At 63.6% G+C, this 25957-nt stretch carries 23 protein-coding genes; 2 read left to right on the top strand and 21 right to left on the bottom strand.

Annotated features, from left to right (window positions below; genetic code table 11):
- Positions 1–30: 30 nt before the first annotated feature.
- On the bottom strand, positions 31–198 hold the full coding sequence (locus O1A05_RS10005; protein ID WP_270105074.1) for an SPOR domain-containing protein: 168 nt from the start codon (positions 196–198) through the stop codon (positions 31–33).
- A gap of 81 nt (positions 199–279) precedes the next feature.
- On the opposite strand from O1A05_RS10005, the gene map reads away from it, so the two are divergent.
- Together map and ppgK are read left to right on the top strand one after the other, a co-directional pair.
- On the top strand, positions 280–1260 hold the full coding sequence (gene map, locus O1A05_RS10000; protein WP_270105073.1) for a type I methionyl aminopeptidase: 981 nt from the start codon (positions 280–282) through the stop codon (positions 1258–1260).
- Between the two features lie 43 nt (positions 1261–1303).
- Complete coding sequence (gene ppgK, locus O1A05_RS09995) at positions 1304–2116, top strand: polyphosphate--glucose phosphotransferase (RefSeq protein ID WP_270105072.1); 813 nt, start codon at positions 1304–1306, stop codon at positions 2114–2116.
- Between the two features lie 75 nt (positions 2117–2191).
- Here the strand turns inward: ppgK and nrdR are convergent, their stop codons facing one another.
- The 20 genes from nrdR to rsmH all read right to left on the bottom strand — a co-directional run bounded on the left by nrdR (position 2192) and on the right by rsmH (position 25861).
- Positions 2192–2677, bottom strand: a complete 486-nt coding sequence (nrdR, locus tag O1A05_RS09990) for a transcriptional regulator NrdR (RefSeq protein ID WP_270105071.1) — start codon at positions 2675–2677, stop codon at positions 2192–2194.
- A gap of 118 nt (positions 2678–2795) precedes the next feature.
- Positions 2796–6380 (bottom strand): DNA polymerase III subunit alpha, encoded by a 3585-nt coding sequence (gene dnaE, locus O1A05_RS09985; RefSeq protein ID WP_270105070.1) that lies wholly within the window; start codon positions 6378–6380, stop codon positions 2796–2798.
- A 38-nt stretch (positions 6381–6418) separates the two neighbouring features.
- Positions 6419–7360, bottom strand: a complete 942-nt coding sequence (locus O1A05_RS09980) for an RluA family pseudouridine synthase (protein WP_270105069.1) — start codon at positions 7358–7360, stop codon at positions 6419–6421.
- Positions 7350–7913, bottom strand: a complete 564-nt coding sequence (gene lspA, locus O1A05_RS09975) for a signal peptidase II (RefSeq protein ID WP_431521099.1) — start codon at positions 7911–7913, stop codon at positions 7350–7352. Before lspA ends, O1A05_RS09980 begins: the two co-directional genes overlap by 11 nt.
- An 81-nt stretch (positions 7914–7994) precedes the next feature.
- Entirely contained in the window at positions 7995–8684 is a 690-nt protein-coding gene (locus O1A05_RS09970; RefSeq protein WP_270105068.1) for a DivIVA domain-containing protein, read from the bottom strand.
- Between the two features lie 184 nt (positions 8685–8868).
- Positions 8869–9168 (bottom strand): YggT family protein, encoded by a 300-nt coding sequence (locus O1A05_RS09965; RefSeq protein ID WP_270105067.1) that lies wholly within the window; start codon positions 9166–9168, stop codon positions 8869–8871.
- A gap of 30 nt (positions 9169–9198) precedes the next feature.
- Positions 9199–9768 (bottom strand): cell division protein SepF, encoded by a 570-nt coding sequence (locus tag O1A05_RS09960; protein WP_270105066.1) that lies wholly within the window; start codon positions 9766–9768, stop codon positions 9199–9201.
- Positions 9769–9849: 81 nt separating this feature from the next.
- On the bottom strand, positions 9850–10587 hold the full coding sequence (locus O1A05_RS09955) for a polyphenol oxidase family protein (protein WP_270105065.1): 738 nt from the start codon (positions 10585–10587) through the stop codon (positions 9850–9852).
- Positions 10584–11771, bottom strand: a complete 1188-nt coding sequence (gene ftsZ, locus O1A05_RS09950; RefSeq protein ID WP_270105064.1) for a cell division protein FtsZ — start codon at positions 11769–11771, stop codon at positions 10584–10586. Before ftsZ ends, O1A05_RS09955 begins: the two co-directional genes overlap by 4 nt.
- Positions 11772–11955: 184 nt before the next feature.
- Positions 11956–12798 carry a cell division protein FtsQ/DivIB gene (locus O1A05_RS09945; protein WP_270105063.1) on the bottom strand — a complete coding sequence of 281 codons (843 nt, stop codon included), beginning with the start codon at positions 12796–12798 and terminating at the stop codon, positions 11956–11958.
- On the bottom strand, positions 12795–14246 hold the full coding sequence (gene murC / locus O1A05_RS09940) for a UDP-N-acetylmuramate--L-alanine ligase (RefSeq protein WP_270105062.1): 1452 nt from the start codon (positions 14244–14246) through the stop codon (positions 12795–12797). The genes O1A05_RS09945 and murC overlap by 4 nt, the downstream gene beginning before the upstream one ends.
- Positions 14239–15351 (bottom strand): undecaprenyldiphospho-muramoylpentapeptide beta-N-acetylglucosaminyltransferase, encoded by a 1113-nt coding sequence (gene murG / locus O1A05_RS09935; RefSeq protein WP_270105061.1) that lies wholly within the window; start codon positions 15349–15351, stop codon positions 14239–14241. The genes murC and murG overlap by 8 nt, the downstream gene beginning before the upstream one ends.
- The gene (gene ftsW, locus O1A05_RS09930; RefSeq protein WP_270105060.1) at positions 15348–16553 is read right to left on the bottom strand and encodes a putative lipid II flippase FtsW; all 1206 of its coding nucleotides are present in this window, start codon (positions 16551–16553) and stop codon (positions 15348–15350) included. The genes murG and ftsW overlap by 4 nt, the downstream gene beginning before the upstream one ends.
- Before the next feature lie 22 nt (positions 16554–16575).
- On the bottom strand, positions 16576–18090 hold the full coding sequence (murD, locus tag O1A05_RS09925; protein WP_270105059.1) for a UDP-N-acetylmuramoyl-L-alanine--D-glutamate ligase: 1515 nt from the start codon (positions 18088–18090) through the stop codon (positions 16576–16578).
- Positions 18087–19190, bottom strand: coding sequence for a phospho-N-acetylmuramoyl-pentapeptide-transferase (gene mraY / locus O1A05_RS09920; protein ID WP_270105058.1), 1104 nt, complete (start codon positions 19188–19190; stop codon positions 18087–18089). The genes murD and mraY overlap by 4 nt, the downstream gene beginning before the upstream one ends.
- Positions 19187–20632 (bottom strand): UDP-N-acetylmuramoyl-tripeptide--D-alanyl-D-alanine ligase, encoded by a 1446-nt coding sequence (locus tag O1A05_RS09915; RefSeq protein ID WP_270105057.1) that lies wholly within the window; start codon positions 20630–20632, stop codon positions 19187–19189. The genes mraY and O1A05_RS09915 overlap by 4 nt, the downstream gene beginning before the upstream one ends.
- A complete protein-coding gene (locus O1A05_RS09910) occupies positions 20629–22299 on the bottom strand; it encodes a Mur ligase family protein (protein ID WP_270105056.1) in 1671 nt (556 codons plus the stop codon). Before O1A05_RS09910 ends, O1A05_RS09915 begins: the two co-directional genes overlap by 4 nt.
- Entirely contained in the window at positions 22296–24077 is a 1782-nt protein-coding gene (locus O1A05_RS09905) for a peptidoglycan D,D-transpeptidase FtsI family protein (protein ID WP_270105055.1), read from the bottom strand. Before O1A05_RS09905 ends, O1A05_RS09910 begins: the two co-directional genes overlap by 4 nt.
- A gap of 66 nt (positions 24078–24143) precedes the next feature.
- Positions 24144–24857, bottom strand: a complete 714-nt coding sequence (locus O1A05_RS09900; RefSeq protein ID WP_270105054.1) for a hypothetical protein — start codon at positions 24855–24857, stop codon at positions 24144–24146.
- Positions 24854–25861: a 16S rRNA (cytosine(1402)-N(4))-methyltransferase RsmH gene (gene rsmH, locus O1A05_RS09895; RefSeq protein WP_270105053.1), complete on the bottom strand. Its 1008-nt coding sequence runs from the start codon at positions 25859–25861 to the stop codon at positions 24854–24856. Before rsmH ends, O1A05_RS09900 begins: the two co-directional genes overlap by 4 nt.
- Positions 25862–25957 lie beyond the last annotated feature (96 nt).

The raw sequence follows: 25957 nt of genomic DNA, 5'->3' as shown, positions 1-25957 counted from the left end.
GAGTCGTCAGGGTCTGCTCGGAGACGAGTCTTATTCGTCTTCCTCGTCCTCGTCCCAACGCTCATTGTTGGCCTGCACCTTCGACAGGGCCTGTTGTGCTGCTTCACGGGTCTCATAGGGCCCGAGCAGTTTCGACCAGTCGGACTGCGGACCTTCTTCGACCTGGTGGGTTTCTACGTTGAACCAATACTCAGTCATAGCCTCATGACTATCACACCGGTCACGCACACGATAGCGACACTCGACGCGGTTGCCCCCGCCCGCGATAGGATCGGGGGCATGACCGAGAATGATCTGCTCTCTACCGCGTCCACCACCGGCTTGGAAGCCCCGGCACCGGGAAGCGACGCCAGCCACAACCATCCGGTGGACGGGCCCGATCGAGGCCAGCCCGGCTCACGCGCGCCCCGCGGACGGCTCGTCCCGGGAACGATCTCGGCCGAGCGCTTCGTCCCGGCCCGCATTGCTCGCCCGGAATACGTCGGGAAGAAGACCGCCGACGAGGGCAAAGCCGGGGACGTCTACGATGCCGCCGGCATCGAGAGGATCCGGACCGCAGGACGCATCGCGTCCCAAGCTCTCGACGCCCTCGAAGAGTACATCCGCCCCGGCGTCACCACCGATGAGCTCGACGTCATCGCCCACCAGTTCCTCATCGAGGCCGGTGCCTACCCTTCATGCTTGTCGTACAAGGGGTTCCCCAAGTCGATCTGCACCTCGCTCAACGAGGTGGTCTGCCACGGCATCCCCGATTCCACCGTCCTGGAAGACGGAGACCTGCTCAACGTCGACATCACTGCGTACTACGACGGCGTCCACGGTGACACCAATCGCACCTTCCGAGTGGGTACCGTCGACGAAGAAACCGATCTGCTCATCGAACGCACCCATGAGGCCATGATGCGCGGCATCCGCGCGGTGAAGCCCGGGCGCGAAATCAACGTCATCGGCCGGACTATCGAGTCCTACGCCAAACGCTTCGGCTACGGCGTGGTGAAGGATTTCGTCGGGCATGGGGTCGGCGTCGAGTTCCACTCTGGGCTCATCGTGCCGCATTATGATGCCGCACCGGCCTACAACACTGTGATGGTGCCGGGAATGGTGTTTACCATTGAACCTATGATCGCGCTGGGCGGGATCGAGTGGGACCTATGGGACGACGGCTGGACCGTCACCACACGTGACCGCAGCCGGACGGCACAGTTCGAGCACACGCTCGTGGTGACCGAAGACGGCACCGACATCCTGACCCTGTCCTGATCCGTTCTCTCGACCACACCGTATATCGCTTCAAGGAGTGTCCATGGCCGATTCGTCCGGCAAGTCCAGCACCTACATCGGCATCGACATCGGTGGCACCGGCATTAAGGGCGGCATCGTCCGGCTGAAGTCGGGGCACGACACCAACGGGGAGCTACACGGTTCGCGTTTCCGGATTCCTACCCCGCGGCCAGCCACCCCGGAGCACGTGGCCGACACGGTAGCCGAGATCGTCGCCGAGCTGGATTCCCGTCCCAAGGCGCCGCAGTCGTCCAACCCGGTGGGCATCTGCTTCCCCGCGGTCATCCACCACGGGATTTGCCTCTCCGCGAACAACATCGACCCCTCCTGGGTGGGTGCCGAAGTCGCCGACCTGTTCTCGGCTCGACTGGAGCGCGAAGTACGCGTGCTTAATGACGCCGATGCCGCCGGACTGGCGGAATCGCGCTTCGGCGCCGGACTCGACAAAGCAGGCACCGTCCTGACCATTACCCTGGGCACCGGCATCGGTTCTGCCTTGGTCCATGATGGCGTGCTGATTCCCAATCTCGAGCTTGGTTCCCTGGAATTCTGGGGCGGTAGTATGGCCGAGAAGAAAGCTTCGGCAGCCGCACGTGAGCGTGAGGACCTGGACTGGCAGGTCTACGCCAAAGAGCGCCTGCAACCCTATCTGACTCACGTGGAGCGACTCTTTTCACCGGACCTGGTGATCATCGGAGGCGGCATTTCCAAGCGTCCGGATGATTTCATGCCTTACCTGTCACTGCGCGCCCCCATCGTGACGGCCGACATGACGAACAACGCCGGCATCATCGGAGCAGCGCTGTTCGCTTCCGAGGCTTCAGCCAGCAACTAAGAACCCTCGCCGAGGCGAGTGCGAAAGTGGACCGGTGGCGGCTCCGGCTTCCCCTCCGGAACCGCCACCGGCGGTTTAGCGCGTGAACAGTTTGGGCTGCAGGATCTCCCGTGCGCCCGGGTGTTCACGAAGTTCGTGGATCGCCTTCTCGAAGTCTTGTAGATTTTCGAAGTCCTGGTAGACCGAGGCAAAACGCAAGTACGCTACTTGGTCGAGCTGTCGCAGCGGTCCGAGAATGGCCAACCCCACATCATGGGCGTCAACTTCGGAGTTGCCCGTCGAGCGAATCGCCTCTTCGACTTCCTGCGCCAACACAGCCAGGTCGTCGTTGGAGACGGGACGACCTTGGCACGCCTTGCGGACACCGTTGATGACCTTCGATCGATCAAATGGCTCGGCCACACCGGAGCGCTTGACGACGGTCAGCGCGGTGGTCTCCATGGTGGTGAATCGCTTACCGCAGGACTGGCACTGGCGCCGCCGGCGAATGGCCGTGCCGTCGTCTAAGGAACGAGAGTCCACCACACGGGACTCCTCGTGACGACAGAACGGACAGTGCATACTCCAGCCTTACTTCAGACAGGGTCGATTGATGTACTTTCGTACACCCTACCCGAACAGCATATAACTACATCTTGCACTCAGACAACATGGTCAACACTAGATCTTGGGTTGAATCTTATTCGAGGCAGGACGGGCCCAAGAGCACCTTCAGATCGCCGAAGAGCGCCGGATTAGGCGTGACTCGGTAGTCAGGTCCCAATTGCATGACTTCGAGCCCGTTGGATCCGCTCAACACTAGCCGGACTTCGGTCTTGCCCGAGTGATTCTTCAGCACCGAACCGAGTTCGCTGATCACGTCCTCGGTTGCTTTGAAGGCCGGCATCGACAGCTGGACCGGTCCGTTACCGCCTTCAGCGGTGGTATCGATCAGGGTCAGTTCCTGTGCCGAGAGCACCACGGATCCATCGTCGCGGCGTTGCACACGCCCGCGTACGGCGACGACCAGGTCCTCGGCCAGCAGAGTCGCAATGGGCGCATAGACCTGGCCAAAGAACATGACGTCCATGGAACCGGCCAAGTCCTCGATCTCACAGCGCGCGTAGGCGTTACCTGAGGCCTTAGCGATCCTGCGCTCCAAGGTGGTGATCAGACCGGCGATGGTGACACTGGAGCCGTCGGCGGGCCCGTCCTCCGAGAGCACCGAGGTCACGCTGTGGTCGGCGTGCTGCGAGAGAATTCCCTCGGTACCCTGCAGCGGGTGATCGGAGACGTAGAGTCCGAGCATCTCGCGCTCGAAACTGAGCTTGGTCTTCTTGTCCCATTCCGGCAATTCGGGCACGGTGATGCCCAGGCCCATGTCGGTTTCGGCCGAGTCGTCTTCCAACAGGGAGAAGAAGTCGAACTGGTTGTTCGCTTCTTGCCGCTTCTGGGAGACGGTCGCATCCACCGCCTCTTCGTGAATGGATAGCAGGGCACGGCGCGGATACCCCAGAGAGTCGAACCCGCCGGCTTTGATCATCGATTCGATGGTGCGCTTGTTGCATACCACCACCGGCACCTTTTTGAAGAAGTCCTGGAAGGAGGTGTAGGCGCCCTTTTCCTCGCGGGCGCTGACCATGCCGTTGACGACATTGGCGCCGACATTGCGTACCGCGCCCATTCCGAAACGGATGTCCTGGCCGACAGGGGTGAAGTTCAGCGCCGATTCGTTGACGTCCGGCGGAAGCACGGTGATGCCCATGCGACGACACTCGTTGAGGTACATCGCCAGCTTGTCCTTGTCGTCGCCGACGGAGGTCAGCAGGGCTGCCATGTACTCGGCCGGGTAGTGAGCCTTCAGATAGGCGGTCCAGTAGGACACCAGCCCATAGGCAGCCGAGTGGGCTTTGTTGAACGCGTAATCGGAGAAGGGTAGCAGGATGTCCCAGAGCGCCTTCACCGCGGCCTCGGAGTAGCCCCGGTCCAGCATGCCCTGGTGGAAGGCGGCGTACTGCTTGTCCAGCTCGGATTTCTTCTTCTTACCCATGGCGCGGCGCAGAATATCTGCCTGGCCGAGCGAGTACCCGGCAACCTTCTGGGCGATGGCCATGACCTGCTCCTGGTACACGATCAGGCCGTAGGTGGTATCGAGAATTTCGCGCAGCGGCTCTTCCAGCTCGGCGTGAATCGGAGTGATCTCCTGCTGGTTGTTCTTACGCAACGCGTAGTTGGTGTGCGAGTTCGCACCCATCGGACCAGGACGATACAGGGCGATCGTCGCGGAAATGTCTTCGAAGTTGTCGGGGCGCATCATCTTCAGCAGAGAGCGCATGGGTCCACCATCGAGCTGGAACACGCCGAGCGTGTCACCACGAGCCAGCAGCTTGTAGGACTCTTCATCCTCGAGCCCCAGGTGCTCCAGGTCCAGATCGAAGTCCTTGTTCAACTTAATGTTGGCGATGGCGTCGGAAATGATCGTGAGGTTTCGTAGCCCCAGGAAGTCCATCTTGATCAGTCCGAGGCCCTCGGCCGTGGGGTAGTCGAACTGGGTGATAACCTGGCCATCCTGCAGACGGCGCATGATGGGGATGACGTCGATGATTGGTTCGGAGGACATGATCACGCCGGCGGCGTGCACGCCCCACTGGCGCTTTAGTCCCTCGATACCCTTGGCTGTTTCGAAGACTTCGGCTGCCACCGGGTCGGACTTGATCAGCTCACGGAACTCCCCCGCTTCGCCGTAGCGGGGCGCCTCTGGATCTTCGATGTCCTTCAGCGGGATGTCTTTGGCCATCACTGCGGGCGGTAGCGCCTTGGTGAGCTGCTCGCCCATGGAGAACGGCTGATCCATCACGCGGGCGGAGTCCTTCAGCGCCTGCTTGGTTTTAATGGTGCCGTAGGTGACGATCATGGATACGCGCTCGTCGCCGTATTTTTCGGTCACGTAGTCAATGACTTCCGAGCGGCGACGATCATCGAAGTCGACGTCGAAGTCGGGCATGGATACACGGTCCGGGTTCAGAAAGCGCTCGAAGATCAGTCCGTGTTTCAACGGATCCAGCTCGGTGATACGCAAGGCGTAAGCGACCATGGAACCGGCACCGGAACCACGCCCTGGACCGACGCGAATATCGTGGTCCTTAGCCCAGTTGATGAAGTCGGCCACCACGAGAAAGTAGCCGGGGAAGCCCATGGAGATGATGACGTCGAGTTCGTAGTCGGCTTGCTTGCGCACGTCCGCTGGCACCCCGTTCGGGTACCGGTAGGCCAGGCCGGAGGCGACCTCTTTGATCAGCCATGAGGTCTCGTCTTCACCCTCGGGGGTGGGGAACCGCGGCATGTAGTTAGCTTCGGTGTTGAAGGACACCTCGCACTGTTCGGCGATCAGCAAGGTGTTATCGCAGGCTTCCGGAAGCTCCTTGAACAGCTCGCGCATCTGCCGGGCGGACTTCAAGTAGTATTCGGTGCCGCTGAAGGCGAAGCGGGAGCCTCCCTGATCATACGTAGGCTCGTTGAGCTTGGAACCCGACTGAATCGCCAGCAGGGCCTCGTGGGCCTTGGAGTCGTGCTCATGCGTGTAATGAAGGTCGTTGCTAGCCACCAGGGGCAGGTCGAGGTCCTTGGCCAGGCGGAGCAGGTCGTCAATGACGCGCTTCTCCAGGTCCAAGCCGTGCTGCATGAGTTCGCAGTAGAAGTTCCCGGCGCCGAAGATGTCCTTGAACTCGGCCGCGGCTTTGACGGCTTCGTCGTACTGCCCAAGGCGCAGTCGGGTCTGCACCTCGCCCGAGGGGCAACCCGTGGTACCAATCAGGCCCTCGGAGTACTCACTGAGCAGCTCACGGTCGATACGAGGCCACTTGGCGTAGGCCGAATCCAGGGACGCGATCGAGCCGGCCTTGAAGAGATTGTGCATGCCGGTGTTGTTCTTCGACAGCAGCGTCATATGGGTGATCGCACCACCACCGGAAACATCGTCACCGCGCTGGTCTTTCTCACCCCAGCGAATACGGGTGTTGTCGCTACGGTGCTGGTGCCCCGGGGTGAGGTAGGCTTCCACTCCGATGATCGGCTTGATACCGGCGTCGGTGGCTTGCTTCCAGAAGTCGAACGCGCCGAAGAGGTAGCCGTGGTCGGTGATGGCGATAGATTTCTGACCCAGCCGGTTCGCTTCTGCGAAGAGGTCCTTCAGCTTCGCCGCACCGTCGAGCATCGAGTATTCGGTGTGGGTGTGAAGGTGGACGAATCCGCCATCCGCGTTAGCTTCAGTCTCGTTCATCGTCATCTCAGCACACACCTTTCACTTACGAGATGCTGGGGGCGCTACGAGTCTAATCTCTCGCCGCGCAACACGCTCAAGGCGTAGGAGAGATCGGGTTGGTAGTCACTGTGGTACTCGACCCACTCCCCCGTGCCCGGGTGCTCGAAGCCCAGCTGATGTGCGTGAAGCCACTGCCGGGTCAGGCCCAGTTCTGCAGCTTGGGTGGGATCTGCACCATAGGTCAGGTCGCCGATGCACGGGTGATTCATCCCCGAGAAATGGACCCGGATCTGGTGGGTGCGCCCGGTTTCCAAGGTCACTTCGACCAGGGTGGCCGGGCCAAACGCCTCCAGTGTCTTGTAATGGGTAATGGAGTCACGGCCGCCCTCGAGTACCGTGAATTTCCAGTCGTGGCCCGGATGCCGTCCGATGGGGGCGTCGATGGTCCCGTTGAGAGGGTCAGGCAGGCCCTGGACGATGGTGTGATAAATCTTCTTGGGCGTGCGGTCACGGAAAGCGTTCTTCAACGCCGTGTAAGCGTGTTCCGTGGTGGCCACCACCATGAGACCTGAGGTGCCCACATCCAGGCGATGCACGATCCCTTGGCGCTCTGCGGCCCCGGAGGTGCTGATGCGGTATCCCAGACCTGCCAGTCCTCCCACGACGGTGGGACCAGACCAGCCCGGCGATGGGTGTGCTGCTACCCCGGCAGGCTTGTCCACCACGACGTAGTCATGTTCATCGGCAATGACGTTGAGTCCGGCCACGATCTCCACCTTCACATCCAGAGGGTCGGGTTCTTCGGGAATCTCGATGACGAGCCTCGACCCTAGTGCGATCTTGGTTGACTTTCCGACGACCTCAAGAGCATCCGAGTTCGGTCCCGCCCGGACGACGCCCAGGGTGCACCACTGAGCCGCTTTCGTGCGGGAGATCCCGAGGTGCTCCGCAACGAGGGCGTCGGCACGTCCCGGGCGGTCGACGTCGAAGGTCTCAGTGTTCATTGTTGTTTTCGACTGGCTCGGAGTCGTCGTGAGGCGTGGGTTCTTTTGTGACGGCAGTGTCGCGGGAGCCATCGAGCTGCCGGCCTGTGAGCACCAGCAAGGCGATACCGATCATCGAGCAGACGATCAGGGAGTCGGCGATATTGAAGATTGCGAAGTTCGGCAGGGCTATGAAGTCGACCACGTGACCCATGCCGAAACCCGGTTCGCGGAAGAGACGGTCGATCAGGTTCCCGAGCACACCGGCGAGCAAGGATCCGAGCGCCACGGCCCAGATTTTGGAACGAACCTTGAACAGTAGGACCGTGACCACCACGGCAGCCACAGCCTGCAGGATCGTGAAGATCCAGGTGTAGTCCTGGCCAATAGAGAACGCGGCACCCGGGTTACGAATGAAGTGCCAGTGCAACAATGGAGGAATGACCGCGATTTTCTCGCCTTCGGTCATGGCGTCGACCACAATCCATTTCGTGATCTGATCGGCGGCCAGTCCGATAACAAACGGAATGAGCGCCAGCCAACCTGACCGGGCGAGACGAGGATGGTCCTCCACACGAACTCCTGTATTGAGGGACAGAGACGACAGCGGGGTCGGTCACGGCTCGCACCGTGACCGACCCCGAGACGCCGCTAATTACTGATCGACGATCTGAGCCTGGGAGTCCAGGTCCTGCAGCTGTCCTTCGATGAAGGACTTTAGGCGGCTGCGGTAGTCCCGCTCGAATCCGCGCAACTCCTCCACCTGACGCTCGAGGACGGACTTCTTCTTTTCCAGCTCGGTGAGAATCTTGCGGGATTTTTCCTGAGCGTCGGTGACCAGGCTGTCGGCCTCGATCTTGGCTTCTGCGATGATCTGATCGCGCTTGGCTTCACCCTGGGCGACGTATTCGTCGTGCAGGCGCTGAGCCATGGCGAGAACGCCAGCGGCACTGTTTGCGTCTCCGCTGTGAGCGGCTTCGGCGGCCGGAGCGGCTGCAGGAGCAGCGGCGGTAACCGGCGCGGGCTGCGTGGTCTCGGCGACGACCTCTTCGGTCTCTTCGACGACAACCTCTTCTTCAGCCTCGGGCTCAGCAGGGTCTTCTTCGGCGGCCGTTTCGCCGGACTGTCCGTCGGCAGACACCGGAGCCGGAACCGCAGCGTCAGCACCGTCGCCGGACTGCAACTCGGAGACCTTGCGGCGCAGCTCGTCGTTCTCCTGGTTCAGGCGACGCAGCTCAACAACAATCTCGTCAAGGAAGTCGTCGACTTCATCCTGGTCGTAGCCTTCACGGAACTTTGTCGCCTGGAACCGTTTGTTGACTACATCTTCCGGCGTCAGAGCCATGTGGTCACCTCATAACGTGGTCGTCCCTGCCGGGTGGCAGAATTTCTTCGGTGCGGTTGTGAGGGTCTGTCAATCTGTCTCAACAGTCTCGCTGTGCACATCTGGTGTTTACATTACCACCGCGTCGAGGTCATCGGCGAGAGCATGGAGCTTCTCGCTGCCCGAGCGGCGCGAATCGTGTCGATCAAAGCGACGATTGTGCCAGAACCAGGGTAATGGACTTAGCGAGCATGACTACGACGAAGAGGATGAGGAAAGCCACGTCAATGCCCACACCGCCCAGGTTCAATGGCGGGATCTTGGAACGCAACCACCGCAACGGCGCATCGGTCATCGAGTAAACCGCCGATGCAATGAGCAGCAGAATTCCGCGCGGCGCCCAATCACGGGCGAAAGACTGCACGACGTCGAAGACGATACGTACGAGCAGTGCCATCTGCAGCAGCATCAGCAGCAGATAGGCGGTGGCCCATACAAAAATCACGTGTTACTCCCGACGGTGAGCGGTGGTCGATCAGTTCTGGTTGAAGAAGGAGGTCTCTTCCGAAGGGGTGTTCTGCCCTTCGGTAACGACCTCGACATCGGCGGGCGTCAGCAAGAAGACCTTGTTGGTCACGCGCTCAATCGAGCCACGCAAACCGAAGACCAGGCCTGCAGAGAAATCCACGAGGCGCTTGGCTTCAGACTCTGACATATCGGTCACGTTCATAATGACCGGAATGTTGTTCCGGAAGGACTCGCCAATGCGCTTGGCATCATTGTAGGACCGGGGATGGATCGTGGTGAGCTGGTGCACTGCCTTGGATTCCTCTCGAGCCTGTGCCGCGCGCTTGATGGGGGTCACCGGTGCACGGTATTCCGTATCAACCAATTCCACAGACGAGGATGATTCACCGTCCCAGGCAGCCTGACGTGCTGCCGCGCGGTCGCTAGGTCGATTGACCGTGGCGCGCGGAGCTGCTTCGGGAGCCGACTCCGCACGCTCTTCATTGCGGGTCTCGCGCTCACGCTGCTCTGCTTCGTACTGTTCCTCGCTGTCGGCGAGACCCAAGTAGATCATCGCCTTTTTCATTCCACCAGCCATGCCAACACCTCATCCATCGTTTCTGTCGGATAATTCCGAGACTAGTTCACGGTGATGCCCACACCGTGGAGATCTGGCGCATCATGCGGGCGTGTCGCCGCGCCAGACCAGTCCCGCGAATCGACCTTGGCCCGGCGCTCTCCGGTGTGAGAACACTCGGTCGTCTTCTAGGGTGCAGACTGCACTGCGACTGACCTGGACTCCCACCCTGGTGAGAAGTGTTTCTGCGGCGCGAGGTAGATTCAAGGCGGGTGTGCCCCACGATGTAGTGGAGGCTGCGGTCGAGTGCACACCGGCAACGTCGTCACGCATCTGCTCCGGGACCTCATAACAAGACCCACAAATAGCCGGCCCAATCCACGCCGATATGTGCACCGGGTCGACACCCAGCTGCTCCAGCGTACTTTCCAGTACCCCGGAGACGAGGCCGACTCGGCCGGCATGTGCCACCGCAGTGTCCCCGTCGCGCGTCACAAATGCCACCGGCAGGCAGTCCGCCACCATGATGGCCAGTGGGGTGCCGCCTCCCCGACTGATCATGGCGTCGGCCGCGGGCGGAGTCTGAGAAGCAGTCGCTTCACCCCAACCAAGCCCCTCGGCATCCACGACAGTGGCCGAGTGGACCTGGTGCAGAAATGCAGTGGATCCGACACTGAGGCCCAAGGCTCGTTCCAAGTCCGCGCGATGAGTGCGCGCCTGCTCGAGTGAGTCAGTGGTCTGGCCCTCCAGGTGTAGTGCCAAGTTGCCGGTCTGAACCGACGTAAATCCCACGTGCACGCCGTTGCCAGCGTGGTGGTACTCGAGCAGGGTGGAGGTCACTTCAGGAAGTCGGGGACGTCCAGGTCGTCCTGGCGACGGCTCTGCGTCGTTTCGGTGACGGTGGCGACGTCAGGCTCCTGAACGGTGTCCGGAAGCGGGGTCGGCTCATCCTGGGCTGCGGGAGCTGCAGCGTGGGTAGCCTCCTGCGCCGGGGCGTCGACACGCTGTGCCGGAGCGGGGGTGCTCGGCGCAGGAGCGGCTGCCACGGCGGGCTTGGCCGGTGCTTCGTTCAACGGGTCAACGGCGTCGAAACCGGCGGCGATCACAGTCACACGCACTTCGTCTCCGAGGTTGTCGGAGATCACGGCGCCGAAGATGATGTTGGCTTCGGGGTGAGCGACTTCCTGGACCATGCGTGCGGCTTCGTTAATCTCGAACAGGCCGAGGTCCGAGCCACCTTGGATGGAGAGCAGCACGCCGTGGGCGCCGTCGATGGAGGCTTCCAGCAACGGCGAAGCAATAGCGGCTTCGGTTGCCTTGATGGCGCGATCTTCGCCCTGCGCGGCGCCGATCCCCATGAGCGCGGAGCCGGCACCCTGCATCACCGACTTCACGTCGGCGAAGTCGAGGTTGATTAAGCCGGCGGTGGTGATCAGGTCGGTGATGCCCTGCACACCGGAGAGCAGCACCTGGTCGGCCAGTTCGAAGGCTTCCATGACAGAGATGGAGCGGTCGGAGACCGAGAGCAGGCGGTCATTCGGGATGACGATCAGGGTATCGACCTCGTCGCGCAGCGCCTCGATGCCGTTCTCGGCCGAGGTGGCGCGGCGGCGGCCCTCGAAGGTAAAGGGGCGGGTGACAACGCCGATGGTCAGGGCGCCCAGGGAGCGGGCCACGCGTGCGACAACGGGTGCGCCACCGGTACCGGTGCCGCCGCCTTCACCTGCGGTCACGAAAACCATGTCGGCGCCCTTGAGAGCGTCTTCGATCTCGGTGACGTGATCTTCGGCCGCCTGGCGGCCCACCTCAGGGTCAGCTCCAGCGCCGAGGCCGCGGGTCAGCTCTCGACCGACGTCGAGCTTGACGTCCGCCGACGACATCAGCAGTGCCTGGGCATCAGTGTTGATCGCGATGAACTCGACTCCGCGCAGTCCAACTTCGATCATGCGGTTGACCGCGTTCACGCCGCCGCCGCCGACGCCGACGACCTTGATGACGGCCAGGTAGTTTTGGGGTGATGCCACGATGAGATTCCCTTGCTCGCTGTTGATGCTGAATCGTTGTGCTAAATCTGCTCGGTTCCCTTGCAGTCGTTAGGTTTCAACCCGTGGTTTAAGGTTGTCGTCGACTCAAGTTCTACTACTCAAAACGGTACGTTGAGCGCCCGAAATGACCAACCACCGTGGCGCGCGTGTCGTGAACAGAATCTCATCGGGTGACGGGGTGATCCGGGGTGGAGACGTCGTATTCCGAGACGGGTTCTTCCGGGTCGTCTTCGATGGTGAGCAGTGCGGTGAGCACTGCCGCCTTCTGTTCGGAGTCTTCGGCGTTGCCCCACAGCACGGTCCGACCATTATGCAGGCTCAGCACTACAGAGTCGACCGTTTCACCCGAAGCCGAGCGAACTTGCTTCAGGATATCTTCCGGCAATCCGCCCAAGACCTCGGTGATGGTGTTGAACAATTCTGGATCGGTGACGTCTTCCGCGGAGGACACTACGGGAAGGTCATAGGGCTGGGCGGCAGACGCCGAGAGCACGGTCAATTCGGTGCCGTGGGTATTGAAGAGCACGTATTGCGAGTTGCCGTCCGCGTCGTCCTCGGTGGGTGCCATGGCCACGGGCGGGTGTTCGTGGACATCGACGACGAGGGTGTCCGGTGGTTCGGCACGCGTGGTCACCGAATCCACGGCGGGGTGTTGTTTCAGTAGCTCGCTGACGGTGTCGTCTCCGACCTGAGGCAACGGCTGACCGACCACCGGCTCCAGCATGGACTGGGCCTGGGTGACGGGCAGCAAGTCCGTGCCGTCAATGCGCAGATGTTTGATGGCCAGCAACGGGGAAAAGTACACCACGGCGGCTAGCACCGCCAAGAGCAACACCACGATGCCACCGGCCCAATATCCCTTGCGCCGCAGCCGCCGACGACGTTCGCGCTCGGTTTCTGGGAAGGACACGACCTCCGGACCCCGTGGTTGGACCAGGCCGGAAGCGGTGGCGGTGATCGGCTCTGAGCGCCGACGGGACGTGCCCGTGTCGCTGCGATGGGTCATGCTGTCCCATCGCCGAGCGAATCGACAATGCGGGGGGCCAGTTGGTTCACGTCGCCGGCACCCATGGTCAAGATGATGTCCCCGGGGGCGGCCACCGTGCGCACTGAGGCGATGGCGGCGTCGGGGGTGGCCACTTCACGGCCGAGCGGATAGCGTTGCGGCAGTTGCTCGGAGATGATCCGGGAGGTGATCCCGGGAAGCGGTGTTTCACGCGCGGGGTAGATCTCGAGAACCCGGGCTGTGTCGGCCTCGGACAGCGCCTCCGCGAAACCATCGGCGAAGTCGCGGGTACGACTGAACAGGTGGGGCTGGAAGATGACGTGGACGCGCGCTCCGGCAGCAACCGAGTGGGCGGCACGGATGGCCGCCCGCACCTCGGTGGGGTGATGGGCATAGTCGTCAATCACGCGGATGCCGTTGACTTCGCCGTGTGCTTCGAACCGGCGGGCGGTGCCGCGGAATCGTTCCAGTCCGGCAATGATCGCTGCGGCGTCGAGTCCGGCAGTGAGTGCAGCGAGCAGCACGGCCAGGGCGTTGAGCGCGTTGTGCAATCCGGGCACCTGGAGCATGACGGTGTAGGACTGTTCGCGGTAGCGCACGGTAAGTTCTTGGCCGGCCTCACGCGGCTGCAGCGTGATCAGCTGCAGATCAGCGCCATCGGACTGGCCGTAGGTGAGCACCTGCGCGTCGGTCTGCACCGTCGTTGTGTCAGGGTCGCGCAACTGGGCGGCGAGTTCGGCCGCCCCGTCGTCATCGGCGCACAGAATGACGGACCCTGTGGTCTGGGCGGCGAAGTCGCGGAACACCTGGTGCACCGCTTCGGGGCTGCCGTAATGGTCAAGGTGGTCGGGCTCGACATTGGTGATGATCGAAATCTCGGGACGGTAATTGAGCAGCGTGCCGTCGGACTCATCCGCCTCGGCGATGAACCAGTCGCCAACACCGGAGGCGGCATTCACCCCGAGTCCGGCGACAGCCGCACCTACGGCGAAGGTGGGATCCGCGTCGGCGTGGGTGAACGCCATCGCTGCCATGGACGAGGTGGTGGTCTTGCCGTGCGTGCCTGCCACGGCCAGCACGCGGTGTCCGGCCATGGTGTAGGCCAACCCTTGGGAGCGGTGAAAGACCGGGATCCCCCGGTTTACGGCGGCGTCGTATTCGGGGTTGCCGGCCCCAGCAATGGAGGAGGCGATGACGGCGTCGATGGTGGTGTTCGTGGCCGCTTCGGCGCGGGACAGGTTCTCGGCGTCGTAGCCCACCGCCGTGGTCACGCCCAGGGCGGACAGTTCAGTGAGGATCGGGAGGTCTTTGGCGTCCGTGCCGGAGACGGTGAGGCCCTGAGCGGCCATGATTCGAGCGATGCCGGAGACGCCGACGCCACCAATACCCAGCAGGTGCACGTGACGAAGATCACCCTGGTCGGAGGCAGAAATTGATCCCTCAGCCATGCTGTCCCCCTCGTGTTGTGGCCGCGTCCTTGATCAGCTGCGCCATGGTGTCATCGGCATTCCTGATGCCCAGGGCATGCGCAGCCTGAGCCATCTTATCGACACGGGCAGGGTCTCCCAACACGGCGGGCAAGTGATCTCGCACCCAGGAGGCGGTGAAGACGGCATCGTCCACCATGATGGCCGCCCCGGCCTGAACCAGATCCTGGGCGTTGTGGGCCTGTTCGCCGTTGCCGATCGGCAGGGGTACAAGGATGGAGGCGAGCCCGGCGGCGGCGATCTCGCAGACGGTGCCGGCCCCGGCACGGGCAATCACCAGATCCGCCGCGGCGTAGACCTGTTCCAGCCCGTCCACATACTCCCGCTGGTGATACCCGGGGGCGGTGAGGGGTTCGCCGTCGTCGTTCAGCACGGTCTTGCCGCGGCCGGTGAGGTGCAGAATCTGGGCGTGTTCCAGCAGTTCGCTCAGCGCACCGGTAATGGCCCGGTTCACGGCCAGCGCGCCGGAGGACCCCCCGGTGACCAGCAGGGTGGTGCGTTCCGGGTCCAGCCCCAGGGCAGAACGTGCCTCCGCGCGGGCTGCGGGTGAGCGATCCAACTGGCTGATCTGCGTGCGCATCGGCATGCCAACGTGCTGAGCGCCGGGCAGACGGGTGCGAGCAAAGGCGATGCCAACAGCCGCAGCGCGACGGGCACCGATGCGATTGGCGAGTCCGGCGCGCACGTTGGCTTCGTGCACGACGACGGGGATGCCCATGCGACGGGCTGCTAAGTAGACCGGCGTCGACACGTACCCGCCCACGCCCACCACGACGTCGGCGTTCACTGCCCGGAGGATGTCCTGGGCTTGCCGGATGGCGGTGCGCAACCGCCAGGGAAGCCGGGCCAGGTCCAGGTTGGGACGCCGGGGCATCGGCACACGGTCAATGGTGACTAACGGGTACCCGGCAGCGGGCACGAGGTCCGTTTCCATGCCGCTGGCGGTGCCGACCATCGTGATCTCGACGTCGCCTGCGCGTTCGAGGGCACGCGCCATGGCGATCATCGGGGAGATATGCCCGGCGGTGCCGCCTCCGGCCATCACCACGTGGAGGGTTGTCATCATGCCACCGTGCCTTTTTTCGGAGTCGTTGTCGAGGGTGTGGATTCACTTTCGAGTGCGCGACGGCGCTCTTCGCGGGCGAAACTGAGCACCACGCCTACCGCCATGAGAGCCATCATCAAGGCCGAACCACCCGCAGAGATGAAGGGCAAGGGCACGCCGATCACCGGTAGCAGCCCGGTGACCATGGCGATGTTGAGGAACGCCTGCCCGATCAGCCACGCCATGATGGCTCCGGTGCACACGCGCACGAAGAGGTTGTCCGCGCGGTAGGCCACCCGGAACAAGCCGATGGTCAGCGCCACGAAGAGTCCGATGACGAGCAGCGCCCCGATCAGGCCGAGCTCCTCCCCCAGAATCGTGAAGATGAAGTCGTTTTCAGCTTCCGGGATATAGGACCATTTTTGGCGTGATTGTCCGAGTCCGGCGCCCCACCAGCCACCGGTAGCCAGCGCGTAGATGCCGTGCTCGTACTGGTAGCAGGGATCGGTGACGTGATCGCACTGCCCCATCCAGGCGTCAATACGCACGCGCCGATTTTCGGAGGTCAGTGTGGCTGCAGCCACGGCCACCAGGCCGACCGCACCTCCGGCGAAGAGATAGCGCAATCGGAATCCGGAGGTGAATAGCAGCGCAGCGAGCACGGTAAGCAGCACCAGCACGGTGCCGAGGTCTTTGCCGAGCAGCACCAGCAACACGATGAGTCCGCCCACGGGGACCAGGGGAATAACGGTGTGCCAGAAACTGGTGAGTAGCCTCTCTTTGACAGCCAGGATGTGGGCGCCCCAGACCGCCAGCGCAAGTTTTGCCGCTTCGGAAGGCTGGAACGAGAAGCCGCCGATGAAGATCCAATTCCGGTTACCGTTGATTTCTCGCCCCAGGGGTGTGAACACCAACACCAGTAGCACGATGGCCGCGATAACGAGAATCCAGGAATAGCGTCGCAGCGTATCGGGTCTCCAGCGGCTCAGCCAGAACATCATGACCAATCCGACGACGGCGTAGACGCCCTGGCTGGTCAGCGAGGCATACGAGCCCTGGCCGCCAATGTTCTCGACCGAGGAGGCCGAGAGCACCATGATCACCCCGATCGCCGTCAGCGCCAGCGTGGACGCGACGATGAGGAAGTAAGAGGTGCGTGACGCCTGCGCCCCTTCGAGCCAGCCCCAGAGCCTGTGCCACCACCGCTGGCGCGTGCTGGTCATATGCGCTCCTTCGTAGGCTGGTTCAGGTCAGGTCTTTGGTCTCCATGAGGCGGGCGACGGCATCGATGAATGTCTCCCCGCGGTGCGCATAGGACCTGAATTGGTCCATGGACGCCGCAGCGGGTGCCAGCAAGACAACGTCGCCGGGCGCGGTGAGGGCGTCGGCTTGTCGCACGGCAGACTCCATCGCCGCTGATCCGTCCTCAGTGTCTCCCACCCGCGCAGACTCCACGGGGATCTGCGGTGCGTGTCGTGCCAGGCTCTCAGCCAATTCTGAGGAGTCTCGGCCGATGAGCACGACGGCGCGCAACCGATGTCCGTGTGCCTGGATGAGCGGGTTGTAGTCCACGCCCTTCGGCAATCCGCCGGCAATCCAGACCACAGAGGTGAAGGACCCGAGCGCGGCAGCGGCTGCGTGCGGGTTCGTGGCCTTCGAATCGTTGATCCACAGCACATCATCCGCTTTGGCGACGAGCTGCAGCCGGTGGTCTCCGCCGTCGTAATGGCGCAGCCCTTCACGCACGGCCTCAGCGGGCACATCGAGGGCGCGCACCAGGGCGGCCGCGGCCAGCGCATTGGCGACCTGATGTCGTGGCGCCAAGGTTCCGATATCGGCGATGCTGGCCAGTTCCAGGGCCTGGTTCGCGCGGTCTCGAATATAGGCTCGGTCCACCAGCAGATCGTCAACCACCCCGACCATGGAGCGTCCCGGAGTGTCGGTCGTGAAGGAGATGGCCCGGCATCCCTCTTGCACGTCGGCATTTTCCACCATGCGCATGGTTACCGGCTCCTGCTCGTTGAAGACGCAGGCCAGCCGGGTGTGTTCGTAGATTTTGGCCTTGTCCGCGGCGTAGGCCTCGAAGCTGCCGTGCCAGTCCACGTGGTCTTCGGCCAGGTTGAGCACCGCGGAGGCGGCGGGTTCGATGTGGTGGGTCCAGTGCAGCTGGAAGCTGGAGAGCTCGACCGCCAGCACATCGTAGGGTTCCGGACGGCGCAGTGCGTCCAGCAAGGGAGTGCCGACATTACCGCAGGCCACGGCCTCGAGACCCGCGGCGCGGAGCATGGACTCGACCATGGTGACGGTGGTCGTCTTGCCGTTGGTTCCGGTCAGCACGATCCATTCGGCGGTCTTCTTGCCCCCACGCGTGCGCACCCGCCAGGCCAGTTCGACGTCGCCCCAAATCGGGATACCGAGATCGGCGGCTTCGCGCAGCACCGGCTGATCGGGACGCCAGCCGGGCGAGGTCACCACCAGGTCCAGTGGTGCTTCGACGGCACTGGCCAGACCGGCGACGGCTTCGGGGCCGAGACGCACGGTGCAGCCCAGGATCCGCAGGGTGTCTGCTTTCGCTTGGTTTTCCGGACCTTCGTTGCCGTCGACGACGGTGACGGCGGCGCCGAGTTCGGCCAGGGTGTCGGCCACCGAGAATCCGGTGACGCCCAGGCCGGTGACCAGCACCTGCAGTCCGGACCAGTCGGCATCCCAGCTGGTCAAGTGGTCGAGGTTGGTTCCGGTGGCGGCGGGAACTGCGGTCACTGGTGCAGCACCCACTCACCGTAGAACAGGGCGATGCCGGCCATCACGCAGACCAGGCCGATGAGCCAGAAGCGCACCACCACGGTGACCTCCGCCCAACCTTTGAGCTCGAAATGGTGCTGCAGTGGAGCCATGAGGAACACGCGCTTGCCACCGGAGAGCTTGAAGTAGCCGACCTGGATGATCACGGAGGCGGCGATGGCGACCATGAGGCCGGCCAGCACCACGAGCAGGATCTCGGTGCGGGTGAAAATGGCGAAACCGGCCAGAGCGCCGCCGAGTGCCAGGGAGCCGGTGTCGCCCATGAAGATCTTGGCCGGGGAGGTGTTCCACCACAGGAACCCGATCAGCGAACCGGTGAGGATGGCGGCGAGCAGGGCCAAGTCCATGGGGTCGCGCACCACGTAGCACCCGGCGTCGGCTCCGGCGGTGCCGCACATCTGATTCAACTGGAACAGGGAGATCAGACCGAAGGCGGCCGTCACCATGGCGGTGGCACCGGTGGCGAGACCGTCGAGGCCGTCGGTGAGGTTCACGGCGTTCGTCGTCGCTGTGGTGATCAGGTTGGACCAGATGACGAACAGAATCATGCCCAACACCGGCCCGGCGAAGGCCAGGTCGATGGGGGTGTCGCGGACGAAGGAGATCGCGGTGGAGGCCGGGGTGAGCCCGTTACTGTCGGGGAAGTTCAGGGCGAGCACGGCGAAGGTGATACCGACGACCGCCTGCAGCACGATTTTCGCCCAGGCAGTCAGACCCAGAGAGCGCTGCTTGGAGATCTTGGTGAAGTCGTCCAGGAAGCCGACCAGCCCCATACCGGCGGTCAGCATCAGCAACAACAGGCCGGTGGCGGTGGGGCCGGGGTTGGCCAGTCCCATCGCGGACATGATCAGGTGTGTCAGGAAGTAGACGACGACCATGGTGAGTACGATGACGGCGCCGCCCATGGTGGGGGTGCCACGCTTCGTCTTGTGCGTGGTGGGGCCGTCGTCCCGAATGAACTGGCCGTAGCCCTTCTTCACAAGCAGGCGGATGAACAGCGGCGTGCCCACCATGGTGAGCACGAGCGCCATGACGGCGCCGATCAGCAGTCCGATCATGAGGTCTCCTCCTGCGGTGCGGTGAGGTGGTCGGCCAGCTTCCAGACCCCGGTTGAGTGCGAGCCCTTCAGGAAAACGATATCGCCGGGTGCGAGCCGGTCATCCAGCAGTGCTTTCGCCTCATCGAGGCTGCGCACATGCTCGGCTTCGTCCCCCCAGGAGCCTTCCATAACGGCACCCGTGTACAGCGCGCGGGCACCATCACCGACGACGACGAGCTGGTCAATATTGAGGCGGACGACAGTTTCGCCGAGCAGGATGTGTTCGCGGGAGTGAGCGTCGCCGAGTTCCAACATCTCCCCCAGCACCGCCCAGGTGCGGCGTCCGGTGTTGCGACCGAGCATGGCCAGGGTTTTCAGGCCGGCCCGCATGGACTCTGGGTTGGCGTTGTAGGCGTCGTCAATGACGGTGATGCCGTCAGCGCGATCGGTGCGGGCCATTCGGTGAGCGGAGGTAGCACCGGCGGTCGAGAGCGTTTCGGCGATGGCCTCCAGCGGCATGCCGACGGCGTGGGCGGCCGCGGCAGCGGCGGCGACGTTGGCGGCGTGATGAATGCCGACCAGCTGGGAGCGAACCGGGGCACCGGAAACATCCTCGTTCTGGTGCAGGCGGAGCTCGCAGACGGGGTGTTCCATCTCATCGGTGTGCAGCTCGTGGGTCTCGATGAGGAAGCTGCCCGCGGCCAGGTTCGGGTCGAGGTGGTTCAGCGTGGAGGTGGTGAACCAACTGACCGGTGCGGAAGACCGAGACTGCATGGCGGCGACGGCGGAGTCGTCGCGGTTGAGCACAGCCACCCCGTTGGAGGGCAGCGCTTCGACGAGTTCGCCCTTGGTGCGCGCGATGTTGTCGACCCCGCCAAAGCTACCGGCGTGGGCGGTGCCGACCATGAGCACGACGCCGATGTCGGGTCGGACCATCTCCGCGAGTGCGGCGATGTTTCCGACGTGATCGGCCCCCATTTCGACGATGAGGTAACGGGTGTCCAAGGCGGCACCGAAAACGGTGAGGGGCACCCCGACTTCTCCGTTGTAGGAGCCACGCGGTGCGATGGTGGGACCCTGGGTGGACAGCAGCGCAGCCAGCAGGTCTTTGGTAGTGGTCTTGCCGGCGGAACCGGTGATGCCGATGACGGTGGTGGGTGAATGTGCCCGGATACGGCGTACGACGTCCGCAGCGAGCAGGCCCATGGCGGTGACGACGTCGTCAACCAGAATGTGGGGCGCGTCGGTGGGGCGCTGGGTCAGCACCAGGGTGGCTCCGGCGGTGCGGGCGGCGTTGATGAAATCGTGTCCGTCGGCGTGCTCACCCGGTTTCGCCAGGAACAAGGTGCCGGCGGTGACTTCACGCGAATCCGTGGTCGCCGAGGTCACCACGATGCCGGGGTCCGCTTCGAGACGGCCACCGGTGGCGTCGGCGATCTGGGCTGCGTTGAGTTCAATCATGACTTGTTGAGAATACCGTCATCGGGGCCGGTGTTGGTGGAGGCCGGAGGCGTCGTGATCCATCCGTGATGTGACAAGGCACGACGCAGCTCGACACGATCATCCAGCGGGACCGGATCCCCGGCGACGTCTTGGATGGTCTCGTGACCTCGTCCGGCGACGAGAATCACATCGTCGGCGTCGGCCATGGCTACTGCAGCCTCGATCGCCTCAGCGCGCGGGGCGATTTCGAGCACCTCGATGTGACGCTCTCCGATGGCAGTCAGTTCCTGCTGTACCTCGATCGCACCGGCCCTGACTTGCTGGCGGATCGGGGCGGGGTCCTCGTGGTGGGGGTCATCGTCGGTCACGATGATCACATCGGCGCCCCGGGCTGCCACCGCGCCCATGATGGGCCGCTTGCTGACGTCGCGTTCCCCGGTGGCCCCGAAAACGAGGATGGTGCGCCCGTCTCCGCGCACCGATTTCAGCGCCTGGGCCAGGCCATCGGCGTTGTGAGCGAAGTCGACGATGCCCGCGGGTCGTTTCGAGACGACTTCCATACGTCCGGGCACAGCGTTGTCGAAGGGCCCTGGCTCGACGGCGAGGGCGTCCAGGAGCGGACCCCATTCCTGGCGGGGGCTTCCGTGCAGCACCATCAGGGCTGCCAGCGCGGCGTTAGCCACATTGAACTCTCCGGGCAGTCCGACGCTGCTGCGCACCTCGGTGCCATCGTGGTGGCGCAGGGTGAAGCGGTGGCCGAGCCCGTGCGGGGTGAGCTCGGTGAGCGTCCAGTCGGCCTCACCCTCGCAGGCCCGTGCCGCCACCGGCCCCAGGTCCAGGGTGATCGTTTCGGTGCCCTGTTCGGCAGCGTGGCGGGCCATCTTCTCGCCCCAATGCTCGGGTTCGTCGGTCGCGTTCAGAGTGATGACGGCGGTGTCGCAGCGTTGCGGGTCGAACAGCGCGGCTTTGGTCTCGAAGTATTCCTGCATGGATCCGTGCAGGTCCAGGTGGTCCTGGGTCAGATTGGTGAATCCGGCCACGTGGTAGCGCAGTCCGGCAATCCGCCGATAACTAATGGAGTGTGAGGAGACCTCCATGGCTACCGCGCTGATGCCATCCTGTTGCATGGACATCAGGAGTGCGTGAAGTTCGGGGGCTTCCGGGGTGGTGAACTCGGAGGGGACCACTCGTTCTTTCGCGCGGATCTCGATGGTGCCGATCAGCCCGGTGTGCTGGGTTTTATCCAGCAGGGCGCGCATGAAGTAAGTGGTGGTGGTCTTTCCGTTGGTGCCCGTCACCCCGTAGAGCTGGGCTGCGTCGTCGCTGCGGTAGATTCTCGACGACGCCGCACCGAGGGCTCCTCGCACATCGGTCACCACAATCGCGGGCAACCCCACGCCGTCGGCGGCGAGTCGGGCGGCACCCCGGGCATCGGTGAGGACCGCCCGGGCACCCGATGCTGCCGCCACGCGAGCATAGTCGGCACCGTGATGCTGGGCGCCGCTCAACCCGACGTAGAGGTCCCCGTCGATGACCTTGCGCGAATCCATGGCGATGCCGGTGACGTGCGCGTCCTCGGGACCGATGCGCTGTGCCGGGTAGCCCTCGGCGTCGAGATGTTCGGCCAGCTCGGTCACGCTGACCGGGGCGAGCTGTGCGGGGCGGAACCCGCTCCGCACGTTCACCAGGCCCTCTTCTGTGGGTCTTCGGTGAAGGCGTCGTAGCTTTCGGACTCGGCGTCGTTCGGGGGCACATTGTACTTGTTCAGCACGTACGACATCACCTGGGAGGCAGTGTCGGTGACTTTCCAGTCCCGCCAGTTGCCTTGGGGACGGTAGACAGAGACGGTGACGATGTATTCCGGGTCATCGAGCGGGGCGACCATGGTGAACGAGGTGGTGTGCCCGTCGTAACCGCCCACCCCAGCAGCCTGCCCGGTACCGGTTTTACCGCCCACCCGGTATCCAGCGATCTGTGCTGGCTGGGCGGTTCCGTGGTCGACGACGCCTTCCATCAGCTTCAGCATCTCCGCCGCGGTCTCCTCGGAGATCACCCGGGTGCCCTCTTCCGGCTCGACTTCGTGTTCGGTACCGTCTTCGTCTAGGAGCGCTTTGATGAGCCGCGGCGAGTTCATGACACCGCCGTTGGCGATGGCCTGAGTCATCTGGGCGGTGTGCAACACGGTCTGGGAGTAGCCCTGACCGAAGGTGGTGGTGAACTGCTGGCGGCCGTCCCAGTCTTCCCAGTCGGCGAGGGTGCCGGAGGCCGCGTAAGGCAGTCCGATGCCAATGGCGGAGCCAATTCCGAAGCGCTCGAGGTACTCGTGGCGGGTCTCTTTGTCCTGGGTGAGCGCCACCTGCACGGTTCCGGTGTTGTACGACCGGGCAAAGATACCGGCGGTGGTCATGTCGTAGGTGGAGTGCTTCATCGAGTCGTTGATGATCTGCCCGCTGAATTCTTCCGAGTTGGGCACGGTCCACCCCTGTTCCGGCGTCACCGATCCTTCTTCCAACGCCATGGCGAAGGTGGGGATTTTGCCGGTCGAACCGGGTTCGAAAGCCTGGGTAACGGATAGCGGCCGCCAGAATTTGGAGTCGGTCTCGTTCGGCTGGGCAGGATCCACCGTGGTGGAATCGGCCATCGCGACAATGTCGCCGGTCTTCGCTTCGAGCACCGTCATCGCGGCCCATTCGGCGTTGTATTCGTCCGCTTTGGCGGCGATGGCTTCCTGGGCGAACCACTGGACGTCCTGGTCGATGGTGAGCTGCAGGTCCTGCCCGTTGACGGCGGGGGTCTCTGAGAAGGAGGCGTTGGGAATGCGCACTCCGTCGGCGGAGATCTCGAAGAGCCGCTCCCCTGCGGTTCCGGTGAGGTGCTCGTTCTGACTCAGTTCGAGACCTTCCAGAGGCTCGCCCTCGGATCCGAGGAATCCCAGAATGGAACCGGCGATGGCACCGTTGGGGTACGTGCGTTCACTGACCTGCTGGCTGATCAGTCCAGGGATTTTGATTGCCATGGCGTCGTTTTTTACCGCGGGAGTGACGTTACGGGTGACCACACGATAGGGACGGTCGCCCACCATCAGGGCGCGCAGTTCGGAGACCTCGATATTGAGGACCTCGGAGAGTTCGGCCAGTGCGTCGTCCAATTCGACGTCGTCGAAGCCACCCTTTTCGTTGTTCCAGACGGTGTAGTCCTTGACCAGCCGCTGGTCCACCACCAGATCGTAGCGTTGCACCGATTCGGCGAGAACCCGACCTTCCGTGTCGAGAATCGATCCGCGCTCAGGTGCAAGCTCCACGGGGCGTAGGCGCTGATTCATGGCCTTCTCGGCGTTGCCGGCGGCGTCGACACCCTGGATGAACACGAGTCGACCCGCCAAGATCACCAGCAGCGTCAACGCCATCGCGATCCCGACGCGCAGCCTCCGCTGGGAGACTGGTGTTGAGGTCTGTGCCGCCATCGCTTGTCCTCTTTCCCGCTACTGTGTCAGCGGTCGCCGTCGGGTGGTACCGGCTCGGACGAGTCGCTACCCGCCGAGCTGAGACATCTGCGGTGCCTGCAGCGTGCCTCCATTCAAGTCTGCCTGGCCGGAGGTCTCAGATCCGGCATTTGCGGCTGTGTCCTCGGCCGCATCCGCAGTTTCGTTCGATCCGCCAGAGGCTTGGGTGACAGGCGCTTCGACCGACGCCTCGCTGTCTGCGGCCGTTGCCTCGTCGACTGCCGGGGCCTGTGCTGGCGTGCCCTGGCCCGAGGCCACGGTCGGCGCGCCGACAAACCCGGTGGGCTTGTTCTCCTCGGTAGCCGTGGAGGCAACACCCGTCACCGTTCCGGTTTCCAGGTCGATCGACGCGGTGGCACCAGGCAGCACCATACCCAGCTCGACCGCCTTGGCGGCCACATTCTGCGGAGCCGACACGTAGGCAACTTCTTGGGCGAGCGCCTCGTTGGTCTGCGTGATTTCCTGCTGGCTGGACCGTAGGTCGACGAGCTCGTACTGCCGGTTGGAGATGGTGATGTTGACCGTCAGCACGGTGATCAGCGCCGCCAGCAGTGCCGCCACGCACGTGGAGATCATCCATTTGGGGGTGCTGCGCAGCTGGTCCGGTACCGCACGCAATGGGGCGCGCGGAGCGGAGCGCGGCGTGGGCGTGCCCACGGGCGCCGGCTGCAACTGACGAGCGGTGGCTTCGGTGGAGTAAGCAGGCATACGCGAGGGGATGCGGCGAGGGGAAGTGCTCATCCTGTGCTCCTTGCAGGGCGGGTGGGTCGAGTTTTTTCAATGGCGCGTACTTTGGCTGAGGCCGCGCGGGGGTTTTCGTTGATTTCGTCGTCGGTGGGCTTTTCCGTACCCCGGGTGATGACCTTCACCGTAGGCTGGTGCTCGTCCAGCTCGACGGGGAATCCGGGTGGAGCAGTGGAGACCGATTGCTCGGTAATGGCACGCTTAGTGATCTTGTCTTCCAGCGAGTGGTAGCTCATCACCACCATCCGTCCGCCGATCGTGAGGCTTTCCAGCGCCCGGGGCAGTGCATCGGTGAGCACGTCGAGTTCTTCGTTGACCTCGATGCGCAGGGCCTGGAAGGTCCGCTTTGCCGGATGGCCACCGGTGCGACCCGCGCCGGCCGGTACGGCCTGACGGATGACCTCCACGAGTTCCCCGGTGCTGCGCAGCGGCTGAGCCTCGCGTGCGTTCACAATGGCGTGGGCGATCCTGTGAGCGAATTTCTCTTCGCCGTAAGTCCGAATGATGCGCCGCAGTGCGTCGACATCGTAGGTGTTCACCACCGTGCTGGCGTCGAGGTCCGCGGTGGTATCCATCCGCATATCCAGCGGGGCGTCGTATGAGTAGGCGAAGCCGCGCTCCCGTTCATCCAGCTGAAACGACGAGACACCCAGATCGAATAGGATCCCGTCGGCACCCGTGAGTCCGTGGTGGGCCAGCGCTTCGGGAATCTGATCGTAGGTACCGTGCCAGGTCAACAGGCGACCCACCACATCGTTGGCCTCGGCGATCCGCCGCTGCGCCATCTCCAGTGCCTGCGGATCGCGGTCGATGCCGATAACGTCCGCGTCGAAACGCTGCAGCATCGCCAGACTGTGTCCGCCCATACCCAAGGTGCAGTCCACGATGACCGGACGGCGGTCAGCTTCGGTCGCCGCACCGATACCGGGCGCCAGGAGATCCAGGACGCGTTGAAGCATGACGGGTACGTGCCGCTGTGCTGCGGACGCGGACTGATCCATCCTGTTCTCCAATCTCATGCCCGTTAACCTCAGCGGATTCTTGATTCAGATCCCCATCCGCTCCGGCCCCTGGCCCAGGGGAAGGCGGGCCAGGAA

The sequence above is a fragment of the Citricoccus sp. NR2 genome (assembly GCF_027594385.1).
In the GTDB taxonomy this organism is placed as follows: domain Bacteria; phylum Actinomycetota; class Actinomycetes; order Actinomycetales; family Micrococcaceae; genus CmP2.
Note: the sequence above shows the minus strand (reverse complement) of the source record. Positions and strands in the feature narration are given on the sequence as shown.

Coding starts and splice junctions, on each gene's coding strand:
- O1A05_RS10005 (WP_270105074.1), bottom strand. CDS start 198: ATGACTGAGTATTGGTTCAACGTAGAAACCCACCAGGTCGAAGAAGGT.
- map (WP_270105073.1), top strand. CDS start 280: ATGACCGAGAATGATCTGCTCTCTACCGCGTCCACCACCGGCTTGGAA.
- ppgK (WP_270105072.1), top strand. CDS start 1,304: ATGGCCGATTCGTCCGGCAAGTCCAGCACCTACATCGGCATCGACATC.
- nrdR (WP_270105071.1), bottom strand. CDS start 2,677: ATGCACTGTCCGTTCTGTCGTCACGAGGAGTCCCGTGTGGTGGACTCT.
- dnaE (WP_270105070.1), bottom strand. CDS start 6,380: ATGACGATGAACGAGACTGAAGCTAACGCGGATGGCGGATTCGTCCAC.
- O1A05_RS09980 (WP_270105069.1), bottom strand. CDS start 7,360: ATGAACACTGAGACCTTCGACGTCGACCGCCCGGGACGTGCCGACGCC.
- O1A05_RS09970 (WP_270105068.1), bottom strand. CDS start 8,684: ATGGCTCTGACGCCGGAAGATGTAGTCAACAAACGGTTCCAGGCGACA.
- O1A05_RS09960 (WP_270105066.1), bottom strand. CDS start 9,768: ATGGCTGGTGGAATGAAAAAGGCGATGATCTACTTGGGTCTCGCCGAC.
- O1A05_RS09945 (WP_270105063.1), bottom strand. CDS start 12,798: ATGACCCATCGCAGCGACACGGGCACGTCCCGTCGGCGCTCAGAGCCG.
- murC (WP_270105062.1), bottom strand. CDS start 14,246: ATGGCTGAGGGATCAATTTCTGCCTCCGACCAGGGTGATCTTCGTCAC.
- murG (WP_270105061.1), bottom strand. CDS start 15,351: ATGATGACAACCCTCCACGTGGTGATGGCCGGAGGCGGCACCGCCGGG.
- ftsW (WP_270105060.1), bottom strand. CDS start 16,553: ATGACCAGCACGCGCCAGCGGTGGTGGCACAGGCTCTGGGGCTGGCTC.
- mraY (WP_270105058.1), bottom strand. CDS start 19,190: ATGATCGGACTGCTGATCGGCGCCGTCATGGCGCTCGTGCTCACCATG.
- O1A05_RS09915 (WP_270105057.1), bottom strand. CDS start 20,632: ATGATTGAACTCAACGCAGCCCAGATCGCCGACGCCACCGGTGGCCGT.
- O1A05_RS09905 (WP_270105055.1), bottom strand. CDS start 24,077: ATGGCGGCACAGACCTCAACACCAGTCTCCCAGCGGAGGCTGCGCGTC.
- O1A05_RS09900 (WP_270105054.1), bottom strand. CDS start 24,857: ATGAGCACTTCCCCTCGCCGCATCCCCTCGCGTATGCCTGCTTACTCC.
- rsmH (WP_270105053.1), bottom strand. CDS start 25,861: ATGGATCAGTCCGCGTCCGCAGCACAGCGGCACGTACCCGTCATGCTT.